9 protein-coding genes and 1 pseudogene are annotated in these 16,207 nt (G+C 65.9%); 3 read left to right on the forward strand and 7 right to left on the reverse strand.

Features of this window, described 5'->3' with window-relative positions:
• Nucleotide 1: 1 nt before the first annotated feature.
• The 4 genes from AC1D09_RS08195 to AC1D09_RS08210 all read right to left on the reverse strand — a co-directional run bounded on the left by AC1D09_RS08195 (nucleotide 2) and on the right by AC1D09_RS08210 (nucleotide 5,481).
• Nucleotides 2-1,876 (reverse strand): sensor histidine kinase, encoded by a 1,875-nt coding sequence (locus tag AC1D09_RS08195; protein ID WP_477663169.1) that lies wholly within the window; start codon nucleotides 1,874-1,876, stop codon nucleotides 2-4.
• Nucleotides 1,877-1,889: 13 nt separating this feature from the next.
• Nucleotides 1,890-2,579, reverse strand: coding sequence for a response regulator transcription factor (locus AC1D09_RS08200; RefSeq protein ID WP_477663168.1), 690 nt, complete (start codon nucleotides 2,577-2,579; stop codon nucleotides 1,890-1,892).
• Between the two features lie 235 nt (nucleotides 2,580-2,814).
• Nucleotides 2,815-4,773, reverse strand: coding sequence for a sensor histidine kinase (locus AC1D09_RS08205; protein ID WP_477663167.1), 1,959 nt, complete (start codon nucleotides 4,771-4,773; stop codon nucleotides 2,815-2,817).
• Nucleotides 4,774-4,785: 12 nt separating this feature from the next.
• Nucleotides 4,786-5,481, reverse strand: a complete 696-nt coding sequence (locus AC1D09_RS08210; protein ID WP_477663166.1) for a response regulator — start codon at nucleotides 5,479-5,481, stop codon at nucleotides 4,786-4,788.
• A gap of 409 nt (nucleotides 5,482-5,890) precedes the next feature.
• On the opposite strand from AC1D09_RS08210, the pseudogene AC1D09_RS08215 reads away from it, so the two are divergent.
• The 3 genes and pseudogenes from AC1D09_RS08215 to AC1D09_RS08225 all read left to right on the forward strand — a co-directional run.
• Nucleotides 5,891-5,986 (forward strand): annotated as a pseudogene (locus AC1D09_RS08215) (ESPR domain-containing protein); the annotation flags it as partial.
• Between the two features lie 126 nt (nucleotides 5,987-6,112).
• Nucleotides 6,113-10,987 carry a beta strand repeat-containing protein gene (locus AC1D09_RS08220; protein WP_477663209.1) on the forward strand — a complete coding sequence of 1,625 codons (4,875 nt, stop codon included), beginning with the start codon at nucleotides 6,113-6,115 and terminating at the stop codon, nucleotides 10,985-10,987.
• A 197-nt stretch (nucleotides 10,988-11,184) separates the two neighbouring features.
• Nucleotides 11,185-11,871, forward strand: coding sequence for a response regulator (locus AC1D09_RS08225; RefSeq protein WP_477701006.1), 687 nt, complete (start codon nucleotides 11,185-11,187; stop codon nucleotides 11,869-11,871).
• A 30-nt stretch (nucleotides 11,872-11,901) separates the two neighbouring features.
• Here AC1D09_RS08225 and AC1D09_RS08230 read toward each other — a convergent pair whose 3' ends face one another.
• From AC1D09_RS08230 to AC1D09_RS08240, 3 genes are read right to left on the reverse strand one after another with little or no spacing between them, the layout of a single operon-like run.
• Nucleotides 11,902-12,579, reverse strand: coding sequence for a response regulator (locus AC1D09_RS08230; protein ID WP_477663164.1), 678 nt, complete (start codon nucleotides 12,577-12,579; stop codon nucleotides 11,902-11,904).
• Between the two features lie 8 nt (nucleotides 12,580-12,587).
• Complete coding sequence (locus tag AC1D09_RS08235; protein WP_477663163.1) at nucleotides 12,588-14,798, reverse strand: CHASE domain-containing protein; 2,211 nt, start codon at nucleotides 14,796-14,798, stop codon at nucleotides 12,588-12,590.
• 12 nt (nucleotides 14,799-14,810) lie between these two features.
• Nucleotides 14,811-16,094, reverse strand: coding sequence for an ABC transporter substrate-binding protein (locus AC1D09_RS08240; RefSeq protein ID WP_477663162.1), 1,284 nt, complete (start codon nucleotides 16,092-16,094; stop codon nucleotides 14,811-14,813).
• Between the last annotated feature and the right edge of the window lie 113 nt (nucleotides 16,095-16,207).

Here is a 16,207-nt window from a genome sequence, read left to right on the forward strand (position 1 = left end):
GCTACGGGCGTTTTTCCGGCAGCCTCAGCGTCAGCGTGGTGCCCGCGGCCGAGGAGTGCAGCAAGAGCTCCGCGCCTATGGCCTGGGCGCGGCGCTGCTGGTTGGCCAGGCCCTTGCCGCCGCCGGCCAGCGCCTCGCTGATGGAAAAGCCGCCGCCGTTGTCGGCGATGATGACGCTGACATAACCGTCTTCGGCGCCCGTCATCACCCTGATCTGCGTGGCGCGGGTGTGCTTGAGGGTGTTGGTGAAGGCCTCCTGCAGGATGCGCAGTATGTGCAGCGCGTTGCGCGGGTTCAGCCAGTCCAGCGGCGGCACATCGGAAACCTCCCAGCGCAGCGAGATGCCGGCGCCCGCCAGGCGTGGGCCCAGGCGAAAGCGCAGCGTGGCCAGCAGGAGCAGCAAATCGGCCTCGACCGGCTCCATCGAATCTATGGTCAGCTTGAGGTCGTCTATGCAGCCCTTGAGGACCTCGGCCACCTCGGCCTCGCCGAGCCTGCCTCCCTCGACCACGCGCAGCGCGCTGACCAGCGAGGAGCCCAGGCCGTCGTGCATGTCCTGCGTGAGGCGCTGGCGCTCCTGGCTCAGCAGCTCGCGCTGCTCGACCTCGCGTAGCCTCTCGTAACTCGCTGCGAGTTCGGTCTCGCGGTTCTTGAGGCTTTCTTCCAGCCCGGTATTGAGCTGCTCCACGGTGGCCAGGGCGCCCACATACTGGCGGAACATGATCACCACAAACACGCCGAACAGCAGCATGGCCGCGTAAGGCGTGAGGTAGTAGCTTTCCAGGTCGACCACGTACTTGAGGCGGGCCCAGTCGTAGACGCCGAACACATAGTTGACCAAAAAGGCGGTCGACAGCATCTTCGCGTCCAGCGAGCGGCTGCGCCATGAATGCCACAGCCCGATGACCGCGATGACCGTGGCCATGCTGATCAGCAGCAGGTGGGCATAGGGCCGCAGCGCCAGCAGGCTGGGGAAGACGGAGGCAAAGGGCAGCGTGACGATGGAAAACACCACAGCCATTGCCAGCATCACGCGGCTGGTCCGGGGCATGGCGCGGCTGTGCAGGAACTGCAGGAAATAGTGGGTGACCAGCGACTGCCACATCAAGGCATTGAGGGTCAGCCAGATAAACCAGGCGTCGCTGACGATGAGTTTTTCGGGGCCCAGCTGGAAATGCCAGCGGCGCGTGGCGTTCAGCACCGCCATGGCGAACAGGTAAAGGCTGGCGGGCTGGCGGCGCACCACCCAGACCGCCAGCGAAAACAGCCCCACTGCGAGGAAGGCCGCGCTGCACATAAAGGGCAGCTGGTTGGCCAGCCAGTCGCGCCTGCCGGCCATTTCGACCAGGCTGTCGGAGTCTCCCGCATAGAAGGAAGAAATCCCGGCCTCGGGCGAGGGCAGGCTGTCCAGGCGTATCAACAGGGTTTTCGGCGGCGGGCTGTCGGCGGTCAGGTTCAGCGGCAGCAGCAGCGCGGGGTGGCTGAAGAGGTTCCAGACCGGGCTGCCGGTGGAGCGGTAGCGCAGCCGGCCGTCGGCATACACCGCGATCTGGCCGGCCGCGAGCCAGCGTATCAGGTAGAAATGCTGGGGGCCCTTGCTGCCTTGCAGCTCATCGAGGTGTATGCGCAGCCAGGTGGTGACCACCGGCCGTTTGCCGGTGTCCGAAGCCGCCGGTGTTTCAATCACGCGCGGCAATGCCACCTGTGTCCAGCTTCCGGGCAGGGCGCTGTCGTCGACCGTGGCCGCCAGCGGCTTGAAGCTTGCCGCTTCTTCACGCAGCATCTCGGCCTGGGTGTAGTGCACGACAGTCCCCGCGGCCCAGGCGGCGGAGCCGCAGGCCAGCAGCCAGGCGCACAGCAACAGCCAGCGAAGCATGCCCCCGCGCACCTCAGGCCGCCAGAATGCCCTGGTTCCTGGCTTCATAAATCGCTTCGGCTCGCGAATTCACATTGAGCTTGCTGTAAATGCGCCGCACATAGGTCTGCACCGTGTGCTGCGACACCTGCATCAGGCGGGCGATCTCGTCGGCGGTAAAGCCTTTGGTGATCAGTTCCAGCACTTCCTTTTCGCGGCTGGACAGAACGGCCTGCTCGCCGGCGGCTGGGGCCGGCGCGGTTGCCGGCACCACTGGAGGCGCGGCACGAAAGCGCATCAGGATCTGCCGGGCGATCAGCGGGCTGATCGGGCTGCCGCCGCCGTGCAGGCTGCGGATCTCGTGCAGCATGTTCTCGGGCTCGCTGTCTTTGAGCAGGTAGCCCGATGCGCCGGCTTCTATGGACTGCAGCACATGCGCTTCGTCGCCGAAGGCCGTGCACACCATCACCGCGCAGGTCGGCCATTGCGCGTGCGCCGCGCGTATCACGTCGATGCCCGAGCCGTCGGGCAGGCCCAGGTCCACCAGCAGCACATCGGCGGGCGCGCCCTGCAGCGACTGCAGGCCTTGCGCGCGCGTGCTGGCCAGGCTCATCAGGCGTATGTCGGGCGAAGCCGAGATGGCGGTCACGATGGCGTTCTGGAAAAGGACGTCATCCTCCACGAGCGCCACGTGGATGGGTGACGGGGCTGGACTGGGCTGCATATCGGTTCCTGCGTTGGCGCATGCCTTGTGCATGCATGGACGTGCTACCCGCGGGACGGGAAGCGGACGGCCGGAAATATTGCCATTTTGCTTCAAGGCCGGGCCGGCGCGTGTCCCCATATCTAGGGACAGTTTGGATGCCTTGCGGCGCGGAATTCCGGCCTTGTCGCCGGAAAGAGGGACAACAGCGTATCGGCGGATGACGGTGTTAACGCTTTTGTTGCAATCGGCGGAATCACATGGTTGCGGGGCGCTTTTCCGGCAGGCGCAAGGTCAGCCGTGTGCCGCTGGCTGAAGATTCCCAGTTCACCTCGCCGCTTATGGCCCGGGCGCGGCGCTGCTGGTTGGACAAACCTTTGCCGCCGCTTTGCAGCGCCTGGTCAACCGCGAAGCCCTTGCCGTTGTCGGTAATACTGACGCTGACCCAGCCGTCGGCCGCGCTGGTGGCCACGCGTATCTCGCTGGCCTGGGCGTGCTTGAGTATGTTGGCGAAAGCCTCCTGCAGGGTGCGCAAAATGTGCAGCGCGCTTGAAGGGTCCAGCCAGTCCAGCGCGGGGAGTTCCTGAACTTCCCAGAGCAGCGTGATGCCGGTGCCTTCCAGCCGGGGCTCGAGCCGGAAACGCAGTGTGGCCAGCAGCAGCAACAGGTCGGCTTCAACCGGCTCCATCGAGTCGATGGCGAGCTTCAGGTCGTCCATGCAGTCCTTGAGGGTCTGCTTCACGCGTTCGTCGCTCATGCCGCCGACTTCGACGGAGCGGATGGCGCTGATCAGCGTCGAGCCCAAGCCGTCGTGCATGTCCTGCATCATGCGCTGGCGTTCGTGGCTCAGCATCTGCTGCTGGGCGATCTCGCGCAGGCTGCGGTGGCTGGCTTCAAGTTCGGCTTCGCGCACCCGCAGGCGCTCGGCCAGGCTGGCGTTGACCTGCTCGACCTCCGCAATGGCGCCGGTGTAACGGCGGTACATCACGTAACCGAAGACGCTGAAGGTGATCGCGTTGGTATGCGGGCCCAGATACCAGTTTTCGGGGCTGATGAAATTGTTCTGTACCAACCAGTCGGTCGCGCTAAAGAGCGTGGCCAGCACCGTCCCGATGGCCACTACCATGGCGTCGCGCGAGCGCCCCCAGGCGTTGACGATGCCCGCCACGCTGACGCTCACGCCCATCAGTGCGGCCACCACGTACAGCATGGGCGTGGTCCTCGGCGTGTTGGGCAGGGCCGGCCACAGGGGCAGGGTCAGCAGGGCCATCAGCACGGACGCGGTAATCAGTGCCCGCGTCAGCCACAGTTGCCGGCGCCGGTGCAGCAGGCCGATTGAAAAGTGCACCACCGTGACCAGCCAGAACAGCGAGTTGACGGTGAACCAGGCAAACCAGTCGTTGGCAATCGGGAAGTTCACATAAAAATGCAGGCCCCGGATGAAGGACATGGCCGCCAACACAAAAAACAGCAGGTAGCCCGGCTCATGCCGGCGCCGCAGCCACACCAGCAAGGCGAAGATGCCGACAGCGAGGAAAGCCGAGCTGAACATGCCCGGCAATTCCTGCTGCAGCCATTGGCGGCCGTGGTAGCGCCAGCTGATGGCATCCACCGGGCCCAGCCACAGTGACGACAGCGCCACCTGCGTCGCAGCCGTGTGCTCGATGCGCAGCGTGATCTCGCGCGGCGGGCGGCCATCGGGTGATTTCTCCAGCAGCACCCACAGCGGCGTGTGCGGGCTGTTCCATAACGGGCCTTGCTGCTGTGCGGTGTGTATCAGGTGACCGTCGGCGTACACCGCGAGGGTGCCGTCGGTGCGCACGCGGGCCGCATACAGCGCCAGCGGCGCGGACGATGCCGGGACCGGCGGCACGGTCAGTCGAAACCAGCTGGTGCGTGTGACGGGTGCCACGCCGGCGGATGCTGCAGCCCGGGCCTGTCCCAGCACCGAGACGGGCAAGGCGTGCGGCAGCGCAACGGGTTGCCAGTGGTCCAGCAGGGTTTGGCCGTCGAGGGTGAGCGGTGGCGAGGTGAAGCCCGCATCGGTTTGCACCTGCCAGTCAGCCTGGGTGAGATGCAGGGCCGCCGCGCTGGGGGAAGCACCCGCGCGGGTGTCCGCGGAGCCACAGGCGACAAGACCCGTCAGCACCGCGGCTGCTGCCAGCAGCGCTACGCGGGGCAAAAAACGCAGGAGCCGGTGGTTATGAAAGGGCATGCGCACGGGCAACTACTGCGACAGAATGCCCTGGTGCCTGGCTTCGTAGATCGCTTCCGCCTTGGAGGTGACCTTGAGTTTGCTGTAGATGCGCCGCACAAAAGTGCGCACCGTGAAGGGCGACAACTCCATCAGCCTGGCAATTTCCACCGCGGTGAAACCTTTGGTGATGTAGTCCAGCACTTCCTTTTCACGCGCCGACAGCAGCGAGGACGCGTCGATATCGGCGGGCGTCGTGCCGGCGCCCGCTGCGGTGCTGCGGCGAAAGCGCGCCAGCACCTGCCGGGCGATGATGGGGCTGATCGGGCTGCCGCCGCTGGCCAGGCTGCGGATCTCGGCCACCATCTTCAGCGGTGAGCTGTCTTTCAGCAGGTAGCCGGCAGCGCCGGATTCGATCGACTGCATCACATGCGTCTCGTCGCCAAAATTGGTACTCACCATGATGCTGCAGGCCGGCCACTGCTGGGAAGCCGCGCGGATCACGTCGATGCCTGAGCCATCGGGCAGGCCCAAATCAACCAGCAGCACATCGGCCGGCGGTTGCTTGAGCATCTGCAAGCCTTCGGCGCGGGTGCCCGCCGCGCCCACCAGGCGCATGTCAGAAGCGCCCTGCACCACGCGACTCAGCGCTCCGCGAAAGCCCGGATCGTCCTCGACGATGGCGACGTGGATTACGGGCAGGTCTTGTTCAGCGGGAGGTGCATTCATCAGGCGACATTTTGCGACGGTTTCGGTCGCACGACTCGCTATTCGTGTAGATTGTTTGTTCTACATGCAAGCCGGTAACCGGTGGCTGGTCACCGGCAAGGCCTGTTCGCTGTCCCGTCGGTGCCGGGATCAAGCCACCCGGACGACCCATGTGCTATTGTTTTGATAGCTATTGGCGCCCATTTCTGCTGCTCTTAGGTCCAATATTGTGTCCGGGAGCGGCCCCTGAAGATATCTGGGTGTAGCGAATATGTGCGACAGACAGCGGCTTTCGTGTTTCGTACGATGACGGCCGGTCAGGCAGGCGTTCCACAACAGCGGGTGGCGCTGGCCCGACTGATTGGCGAGCAACCTGGTTCGCTGCAAGTCCCGCCCGTCAACGAAAGCTTCCATGAAAAGCCACGCCAGCATGAACCGTATTTACCGCCTCGTCTGGAACACCGCCCTGAGCCTGTGGGTGGCTGTGGCTGAGAACGTCAGAGGCAAAAGCAAGGGCGGCTCGGTTCGCTCAAGTGTGGATTGCAGTTCGGTTCATCAAGGTGATGGCGGGCATGGAGGCGAAGGTGGTAGCGGGTTCACGCTTAACGCCGTCTGCAAGGCGGCTCTTGGTGTTCTGTTTTCTCTCATCCTTATGGTTCCCCAGGCGCACGCTGCAGATGCGGCCAATGCGGCCGTCGTCGCAGGCGCAGGCACCGTCGCCACCGCGGGCAACGTCACCACGATCAACCAGGCGACGCAGAGGCTGGCGATTGACTGGACTTCACTGTCCACCCGTGCCAATGAGGCTTTGGTATTCAACCAGCCCAACGCGCAGGCGATTGCACTGAACCGCATCACCGGCAGCAGCCCCAGCGAGCTGCTCGGCAGCCTCACGGCCAATGGCCAGGTGTTTATCCTGAACCCGAACGGCGTGCTGTTTGGCGCCGGCTCCCAGGTCAATGTCGGTGGCCTTGTTGCATCGACCTTGAACATGAGCAATGCCGACTTCATGGCTGGCAACAACGTGTTCACGGGCTCCGGCGGCTCGGTGGTGAATCAGGGCACGCTGAACGCAGGGCAGGGCGGCTACCTGGCGTTGCTGGCCCCCGAAGTGCGCAACGAAGGTGTGATGACCGCCACGCTGGGCACTGCGCTGCTTGCCGCTGGCAACAAGGTCACGTTGAACCTCGACAACGGCAGCCTGCTGGGCTACAGCATTGACCAGGGCGCGATCAATGCCCTGGCCGAGAACAAACATTTGATCCAGGCCAACGGCGGGCAGGTGCTGCTCTCGGCCAGGGCCCTGGACAGCCTGACCACCGGCACCGTGAACAACACCGGCATCATTGAAGCGAAGACCCTTGCCAACAAGGCCGGCCGCATCATGCTGATCGGCGACATGGAACACGGCATGGTCCATATCGGCGGCACGCTGGATGCCTCGGCCCCCGATGGCGGTGACGGCGGCTTTATCGAAACCAGTGCCGCGAACTTCAAGATCCTGCCGGGCTTCAGGGTCAATACGCGGGCGCCGCAAGGCAAGAACGGCAACTGGCTGCTGGACCCGGCCACGATGACCATCGCGGGCGGCTCCGGTGCGGCGGCCAACACCATTTACGAGGACACGCTTGAAGCCGCGGGTTCCGACATGACCATCCAGGCCACGGATTCGATCAACACGACGGGCAACTTCAGCAATGCCGATGTGGAAATGCCCAGTGGCCTGAACCTCATCATCAAGACCACCGGGGCCAGCGGCACCGGCATCGACCTCACGGGCAGCGGGGACGGCACCGCCCTGACCTTCAAGGTCTCCGGCGGCGGCACGATTAACGTGAACACAGCCTCGGCCACCCAGGCCATCAAGAGCTCCGGGCTCGCCGTGACCGGCGGCTCCGGCACGATCACCGTCAACTCCGCAGGCGCGCTGGATATCAGCAACGCGGCTGTGCAGACTGCCGGAGGGGCGATCTCGCTGACCGGGGCGGGCCAGGCCGGAAACTCGGGCGTGCTGGTGTCCCAGAGCACCGTGAACGCAGGCACCGGCGCCCTCGCCATCAATGGCATCACGGCGGACACGGCGCAGTACGGCGTCCTGCTGGACCGTGCCACCCTCATCAGCGGCAATGCCAACATCAGCAGCGCCAGTTCAGCCATCAAGCTGGCCGGCAGCAGTTTGACCAGCAGCGGAAACATCAGCATTGACGCATCCAATACCAATTCAGACAATCACGCGGTCGAGCTGGTCAACAGCGGGGCCACACAAACCAACGTCAGCACCACCGGCAGCGGCACCATAGGCATCACCGGCAAGCTCAAGAGCGGCGGCGCCGCTGCTGTCGCCGCCAGCGGCTCGGCGGCAGGCGTGGCCATCACCAACTCCAACGTCGCAGGCGGCGCCGGCACCGTCACCATCCTCGGCGAGTCGGGCTGGGGCACAACCATTGCCCAGGCGGCCCGCGGGGTGCGGCTGGACTCACTGGCCAAGGTCACGGGTACGGGCAACATCGCCGTCACCGGCAATGCACAGACCACTGCGTCGGCCCTCAACGTCGCCGTTGAGCTGGGCACCGGCTCCGAGGTGTCCAGCACCGGCGGCAACGTGGAGGTCAGGGGCCAGATCCTCAGTGCCCTCGCCGCCGCCACGGATACCAGGGGCATCATTGCAAAAGGCAAGCTGCAGTCCGGCGCGGCCAGTCGCATCTTGCTCGACGTCGTCGCTGATATGGACGCTGGCACGACCGGCATCGGCATCCTGGTCGATGCCGGCGCCGACCTGATCGCGGGCACGGGCGGGCTCTCCGTTTCAGGTGCTGGGGTGGGCCTCTCGACGACGGCAACGTTCACGGGCATCTCCATGGCGGGCGGCAGCCTCAGCTCGACCGGCGCGATTAGCATGGACGGCCGCGGGAATTCGGCGGTGGTACACGCCGCCGGTTCCCAGGGCCTGAGCCTGACCGGCGGCAGCATCAACTCCAACGGCGCGGCCATGTCGCTGCTCGGGTCGGGTACGGCGCCGGCCTCGCCGGCCACCAACTTTGACCTGAACATCAACGGCACTGGCATCAACAGCGGGGGCGGGGATATCGCGCTGCAGGGTGACCGTGTCAACATCGGCAGTGCCGTCAACGCGGGCGCGGGCAGGGTGACGATCAATACGAACAGCAGCTTCCGGGCGATCACGCTTGGCGGGGCGTCTGAAACCGCCGCCATGAACCTGCGCAATGACGAGCTCAACCGGATCACCGCTTCGGGGATCGTGATCGGAAGCACCATCAACACCGGCGGCATCGTGATCGGCAACACCGGGGGCGATATCAACCTGGCCAGCTCGCCGACCCTGAGCCTGATCAACAACAACATCACGGGCGCGATCAGCCAGACGGGGCCGACGGCCTTCACCGTCGCCAACCTGAAAGCCGATGCACGAAGCGTCATTCTGGCCAACGCTATCAACCAGATCAGCCAGGTCAGCGGGCGCGCCTACGGCACGGGCAATTTCCAGGTCCGCTCCGGCTCTGCGCTGTCTGTGGGAACGGTGGACGGAACGGCCGGCATCACCCACTCCGGAACCGGTATGGTGATTCTGAACAGCAGCGGCGCCCTGTCACAAACCCAGGCCATCGTCGCGAACACCTTGCAGGCCACCAGCACCGGCGGCATGACGCTGGCCAACGCAGGCAACCAGATCCAGAATTTCAGCAGCCTGCGCAACAATACATCAGGCGACCTCACCATTCGCAACACCGCCGCCACTGCCAGCTTCCTGAACTTCAACCTCAACGCCGGCCCCGGCCGCGTCGACATTGCCAACACAGGCGATATCTCCCTGGCTGCGAATCTCTTCCAGAATGGAAGTAACGCCACGGGTACCACTGCGGGCACCGCCGCCATGAGCATCGTGGCCACGGGCGGCATCAGTGTGCAAGGACCCTCGACGCACATCCTCAACATCGGCTCTGGCTCGGTCTACCTGGAGGCAGGCAACGGCAGCATAGGCGTCAACCCGGCCGGCGCAATCGGCATCAACAACACCACCCCGGTCGTGGCAGTGGCGAGCGGCGCCGGTTCACAGGTCAACCTGCGATTTGTTATGGACGGCGGCATCCTGGAAAACATCAGCGCGACGGGCGCGGTGAACATCACAGCTCTCAGCGACCTGACGGTCAAGGCGGTGGCCGGCAGCTCGGTCACCCTCAGCAGCAGCTTTGGTGCCATCCTTGATGCCAACGGCGCGGCCAACAACGTCACCGCCACCACACTCAACGCAACTGCCGCAAACGGCATCACGCTGGGCACCAATGTGACCGGCCTGCAAACGCTGGCGACCACAGAAGCTGGCGCTGCGGGCGATATCAGCCTCACCGCCGCCAACGCGCTGAGCACCAGCAACCTCGCCATCAGCACCGCCGCCGGGTCCGCGCAGACGGTCAGCGTGTCATCCGCCGCCGGCATCACGGTCGACAACGCCTTCGGCAATGCGCAGGACAAGCTCAAGCTGACCACGACCGCCGGTAACATCGCCATCAACGGTGCGCTGACGGCCAGTGAACTCACGCTGAACACCGCCGGCACCAGCACTCAAACCGCGGCCATCACCGCGACTGGCCTGGAACTGCTGGGCGCGGGAACGCACACCCTCAACAACGCGGGCAATGCGGTGACGACGCTGGCCGGCAACACCGGCAATGCCGAGTACTCGCAAGCCGGCGCGCTGACTGTCGGCACGGTCAACACCGCAGGCCTCACGGCCAGCGGCAAGGTGCTGGTGCGCACCACGGGGGCGGCCAGCGACCTTACTTTGAACAACGGCGTGAGCTCCGGCAGCGCGGCCAACGATTCGCTGGTGCTGGCCGCCGGGCGCAACTTTGTGAACAACGCGGGCGCCGGCGCGCTCAACCCAGGAGCGGGCCGCTTCCTTGTCTATTCGACCAGTCCTGTTGCCAGCACCCTGGGCGGCCTGGTTTCCACCGGCAACGCCTTTGGCCGCACCTTTGCGGGCAACCTGCCGTCGGACGCCTCCATGACTTCGCTGAGCGGCAACCGCTTTGTCTACAGCGTTGTGCCTACGCTCAATGTGAGCGGCGACAACCAGAGCAAGGCATATGGCGGCGCCGACCCGGTACTGACCTACACCGTCAACAGCGGCCTGGTGGCGGGCGACACCGCGGCCAGCGCGCTGAGCGGCGCCTTGTCGGCGCCCACAGGCGCCGCCGCGACCGGCCCCGCACATGCGATTACGCAGGGCACGCTGGCATCGGCCCTGGGTTACAGCATCGCCTATACCAGCGGCACCTTGACGGTGACGGGTGTGCCGTCCCCCGCACCTTCACCGACGACGCCTTCTCCCGGCGTGGGCGCGGCGCTGGAGGGGGCTTATATGACCGCGCTCAACACCATTGCCGGCACGGACAAACTCCTGGGCAACAGCATCGACAGCGAATCGAAGGTGCTGGATGACGCCGCGCTTATCAAGGCGCTGAATACGGCTGCTGCCGAGGCCGAGGGGCAGGACAAAGCCGAATAGGCCGCGCCGTTTTTGAGGGCCGCTGGCCCCCATCCCAACCTTCCCCCAGAGGGGGAAGGAGTACATGCAGCTCTTGCTCCCTCCCCCCGCTGGGGGAGGCTAGGGTGGGGGCTTGCCGCAGTGTCACCAGAACTGGGGACAGACAGTTCAGCGGCCCTTTGCCACAGTAGGGCAGTCATCAAGTCCGGCGCCGGGCCGTGTCCTTGTTGCCCAGGCCTGGAGAAGCTGGATTGAACTGCTGCCCCACCACCGTCTTGCTTGCCGGAGGCGACGCGCTGATGCGTGACGGCCTCAGGATGCTTTTGTCCGGCCAGGCCGGCTTTGAGGTCGTCGCCGAGACCGGCGACGGCGAGGCCGTGCAGGCGCTGGTGCACCGGCTGTTGCCCCAGCTGGTGCTGTTGGACATGGACCTTCCCGGCGCGCCAGGCCTGGAAATCGTGGCCGCCATCAGGGCCGGCTTCGGCGGTGCCGTCAAGGTGCTGCTGCTGACCGGCGAGCTGCAGCCCGCTATCCTCAGGCGGGCGCTATTGGCGGATGCCGACGGCTATGCGCACAAAAGCGAGGACGGCGACGAGTTGCTGTGCGCGGTGCACGCCGTGCTGGCCGGCCACCAGCATGTCAGCCGCGGCATCGCGGCGGTCTTTTTGCCGCGCTCCCTTCGCATGGAGAGGGCCGGTGAAGCGCAGACGGCCACGCCGCGCCAGCGCGAGATCATGTCGCTGGTGGCGCACGGCCTGGGCAACCGCGAGATCGCGAAGCTGCTGGCCATCAGCGTGCTCACGGTGCGCACCCACCGGCAAAACCTGATGGAGAAATTCCGGCTGCACAACGCGGCCGAAATAACCGCCTGCGCTGTGCGGCGCGGCTATTACACGCCGCACTGAAGGGGGCCTGCCGGAGCAAGACCCGGCAGATCAAGCCGGAACGTAATAACCCCTCTGCACCGCATAGGCAGTAATCTCCGCCGCATTCCGCAAAGAAAACTTCTCCATCAAGTTCTGCCGATGCGTCCGTACTGTCAGCACACTGATCGTCAGCAACTCGGCAATCTCGCGGTTGCTCAGGCCGCGCGCCACCAGCGACATGATCTCGCGTTCGCGAGGTGTCGCGACCAGCTTGTCGCCGGCGTAGTCCACCAGCCGCGCGCGCGGCGAAAAGGCCGCGGCGATATTGCGGCTCACATACTGCCGACCGGCCAGCACGGCATGCACAGCCAGCAACAGCTCGGCGCTGTCCTCGCTCTTGTGCACATAGCCGTCGGCACCTGCCGCCAGTGCCTGCCTGACGGAGTCGGCCTGCAGGTCGCCGGTGAGCACCAGCACCTTGACGGCTTCACCCAATTCGGCCTTGATGCTGGCGGCGATCTTCACGCCGTGCTGGCCGGGCAGTCCCAGGTCCAGCAGCAGGAGCTGGGGATTGAACTGCCTCACCAGTGCTTCAACTGCCATGCCGTCGCCGGTTTCCGCGACAACCTCAAAACCTGGCTGGGTGCCCAGCAGCATCTTCAGGCCGTCGCGCATCAGCACATGGTCTTCCGCAAGAAGGATTCTGGTGGTCGCGATGGTGGAGGGGGTGGAGAGGATGGATGTCATGGTGATGCTCATTGAATGCTTTTCATCAACGCGGCCAGCACGCGCGGCTCCACCGGCTTGTAGAGCAGGCGCAAGCCGTTGCGGGCCGCCTCGGCAACCGTTTCGGCGGAAGTATCGCCGGTGATGATGACGGCGGACACCTGCCGGCCCAGGCGGCGCTCCACCGCCTCGACGATCTCGGTGCCGGTGACGCCATTGCCCAGGTGGTAATCCGTAAGCACCAGTGCCAGCGAGTCCGCCAGATCGGCCGCGGCGTTGATCGCCTCCCCCAGCGTGGCGGCCACACGCACCGGGTGGCCCCATTCGGTCAACAGGCGCTGCATGGACTCGCGCACCTCGGGATCGTCGTCAACCACCAGCACGCTGCCGGTGAAATGGTCGCGCAGGTCCGCGGGGACCGTGGTCGCGAGCTCGGGCGCCGCCGCGCGCGGCAGCATGACGGAAAACACCGAGCCCTTGCCGGGCGTGGAGCACACATCGACCTGCCCGCCCAGCAAGCGCACCGAGCGCAACACAATGGCCAGGCCCAGGCCCAGGCCGTGCTCGCGGTCGCGCGCCACATTGGGCACCTGGTAGAACTCGCCGAAGATGCGTGCGCGCTCCTCGTCGGCGATGCCTATGCCGGTGTCAAACACCTGGAACTCCAGCATGTTGCCGCGCGGCCTGCATCCGACCAGGATGCGGCCCTGCTCGGTGTAGCGCACCGCGTTGGCGACCAGGTTGGACAGCACACGCGCGAACACCAGCGGGTCGGTGTCGACCCAGAGGCCACGCGGCGCAAAGACCTTGAAACCCAGGCCCTTGGCCCCGGCCGGCCCGGCGAAGGCGTTGTTCAGTTCCGCCAGCAGTTGCGCCACCTCCACCGGCCGCCGCGCCACTTCCACCGTGCCGCTGTCCAGCCGCGACAAATCAAACAGGCCGTTGAGCAAGCGGCCCAGCCCGTTGAGCGCCAGCTGCAGGCGCTGCGCGATGTGGCTCACTTCCGTGCCGGGGATCTGCGCGCGCCCGGCCATGGCCTGCAGCGTGGCCACGAACAGGCTCAGCGCCTGTATGGGCTGGCGCAGGTCGTGGCTGGCGACCGCCAGGAACTGCGACTTGGCGCGGCTGGCCGCTTCGGCATGCTCCTTGGCGCTGCGCAGGTTTTCAGCGGCGCTGAGCGCGCGCAGGCGGCGGCGCAGCAAAACCCAGGTCAGCAGCGCCGCCATCACGCTGGCCGCGGCGCCCAGGCGGGCCACCAGCTGCAGCTTGCTGATGGCGATGGCGGTGGTGAAATTGGGCAGGGAGCGCGCCGTCAGCGTCCAGCCGTAGCCGCCCACCTCCACCTGCTGCGTCGCGTAAAACAGCTTGACGGCCGACTCGCCGCCCACGCGGTCGCTGTAGGTGTCTATCAACTGGTCATCGTCCTGCCCCGCGCCGTCGTAGACCTCGACGGTGATGTTGGCGCGCTCGCCCAGGATGTTGTCCATCAGGCCGTCCATGCTGAAGGCGGCGTAAATCCAGCCCACGATGTTCGCGCGGCGCTCGGCCAGCGTGCCCTGCGGTTTGCCGTTTTTATAGACCGGCAAATACATGCGGTAGCCGGCCTGGACCTGGGCCGCGTCCTCCTCGGGCAGCCTGACCTTGTTGGACACCGCGATGCCGCCGCTGTCGCGCGCGGCCTCCATCGCGGGCCTGCGCGAGGGCTCGGCGAAATAGTCCGTGCCCAGCGTGCTCAGGAAGGAGGAGCCGGTGGGCTCGAAGTACAGCGCCGAGGTGCTGGCGCCGCTGTCGCCGGGTGCTTGCACCGTGTAGGCCGGGAAGCCCTGGCTGCGCACCGCGGCGATGTGGCGCTCGCGCTCGCTGGGCGGCACGATGAGCGCGAAACCCATGCCCTGCAGGCCCGGGTGGTTCTGGATGCGCAGGTTGGCGACAAAAGACTGGAAGTCGCCGCGCTGCACCTGGTCGGAGGTGGCGAACAGGCCGTGCGTGGCGCGCAGCGCCTGCTCATAGGCCAGCATGCGCTCGCGGAAAAGGCTGGTGGTCTCGCGCACCCGCGCATCGAACTCGCCCTGCAGCACCTGCTCGATCTCCCGGCGCTCGCGCTCCCAGAAATACCAGGCGGCGGCCAGCGCCAGGCCCAGCACCACACAGGGCAGCAGGTAGCTGAAAAAGCGCAGCCGCCTGAGCGCCGCGGGCCGGGCTTTGGGCACGCCGGGTGAAGAAAGCACTTGATCTGCCATGGGTTAACGCTGTTAACGTTGGTAGGGCAGCAGGATGCGCTCGGCCTCGGCCTGCGCGTCCTTCAGGGCCTGTTGCGGCGTCTTGGCGCCGGTAAGCGCCGCCGCCAGGCCGGCGTTGAGCGCGCGCGTCACACGCTGGTTCTCATGCGTGGAAAGCTCGGCCACGGCCTGCTGCAGCTGGTCGCGCGCGATGGCCGCCTTCGGGAAGTCCATCACATGGTCCCTCATGGTGCGTGTCTCCCAGGCGGCCGGGCTGACGGCGATATAGCCCGAATCAATGCTCCAGCGCGCGGTGCGCTCGGGCGCGACCATCCACTGGATGAAGCGGAACGCGGCTTTTTGCCGCTCCGGCGTGGTTTTGCGGAACACATAAAAATTGCCGCCGCCCGTGGGCGAGCCGCGGCGCGTGTTGCCGGGCAACATGCCCACGCCGAAGTCAAAACCGGCTTTGGCCTTGAGGTTGCCCAGGTTGCCGCTGGTGGTCCAGATCATCGCGGCCTTGCCGCCCAGGAAGTCGTTGGGCGTGCCGCCCCATTCGACGATGCCCGGCGGGTGCACCTTGCGCTCGCGCGACAGGCCTACCCAGTATTGGAGCGCCTCCACCACGGCGGGCTTGTCGAAATAGGTGCGGGTGCCGGCCGCGTTCATGAGTTCGGCGCCGTTGCCCGTGGCCAGCCCCTGGAACAGCCAATAAGGAAATCCCGAGGACGGTATCTGCACGCCCCACTGCGTGGTGTTGCCCTGCGCATCGCGCCGGGTCAGCTTGCGGGCGTAGTCGGCCATCTCGGCCCAGTCGGCGGGCGGCCGCTCCGGGTCCAGGCCGGCCTGTTTGAAAAGCTCCTTGTTCCAGTAGAGCAGTATGGTCGAGCGCTGGAAGGGAATGCCCCAGGTCTGGCCGGCGGCACGGCTGTTGTTCATCAAGGCCGGGTAAAAACCGCGCAGCCAGGCCACATCGTCGGCGTTGGCGACCAGGTCGTCGAACGCCACGATGGCATTGGCGTCGATCAGCGTGTACATGTCGACGGCAAACAGCACGGCCGCGTCGGGGGGCGTGCCGCTCTTGTGCGCCGTCAGCGCCTTGACGATGGAGTCCTTGTAGGTGCCGGTGTAGACGGGCTTGACACGGATGTCGGGATGGCTGTTTTCAAAATCGGCCGCCAGCGCCGAAATGCTTTTGGCGACGGGACCGCCCACCGCGATGGGGAAATAAAAAGAGATCTCCGTCGGCTCGGCACGGCCGGCGCCCGCAACAGCCAGCGCCGCCAGCAGCAGCGCGGCTTTCAGAATATTCGACATAGCGCTTCCCGGCCCTCGTTATTGTCTGCCCGCGACTTCCCGCCGGCTTGCCTCGGCGGTGCATGGCTGCCGCCGTTGCCACACAGCATACACAGCACCGTGCAAGCACCATG

The organism is Polaromonas sp. P1_A2, from assembly GCF_056406895.1.

Bases quoted from the DNA above. Each gene is read 5' to 3' on its own strand.
- AC1D09_RS08195 (WP_477663169.1), bottom strand. From the start codon at position 1,876: ATGCTTCGCTGGCTGTTGCTGTGCGCCTGGCTGCTGGCCTGCGGCTCC.
- AC1D09_RS08205 (WP_477663167.1), bottom strand. From the start codon at position 4,773: ATGCCCTTTCATAACCACCGGCTCCTGCGTTTTTTGCCCCGCGTAGCG.
- AC1D09_RS08200 (WP_477663168.1), bottom strand. From the start codon at position 2,579: ATGCAGCCCAGTCCAGCCCCGTCACCCATCCACGTGGCGCTCGTGGAG.
- AC1D09_RS08235 (WP_477663163.1), bottom strand. From the start codon at position 14,798: ATGGCAGATCAAGTGCTTTCTTCACCCGGCGTGCCCAAAGCCCGGCCC.
- AC1D09_RS08240 (WP_477663162.1), bottom strand. From the start codon at position 16,094: ATGTCGAATATTCTGAAAGCCGCGCTGCTGCTGGCGGCGCTGGCTGTT.
- AC1D09_RS08220 (WP_477663209.1), top strand. From the start codon at position 6,113: ATGGTTCCCCAGGCGCACGCTGCAGATGCGGCCAATGCGGCCGTCGTC.
- AC1D09_RS08230 (WP_477663164.1), bottom strand. From the start codon at position 12,579: ATGACATCCATCCTCTCCACCCCCTCCACCATCGCGACCACCAGAATC.
- AC1D09_RS08210 (WP_477663166.1), bottom strand. From the start codon at position 5,481: ATGAATGCACCTCCCGCTGAACAAGACCTGCCCGTAATCCACGTCGCC.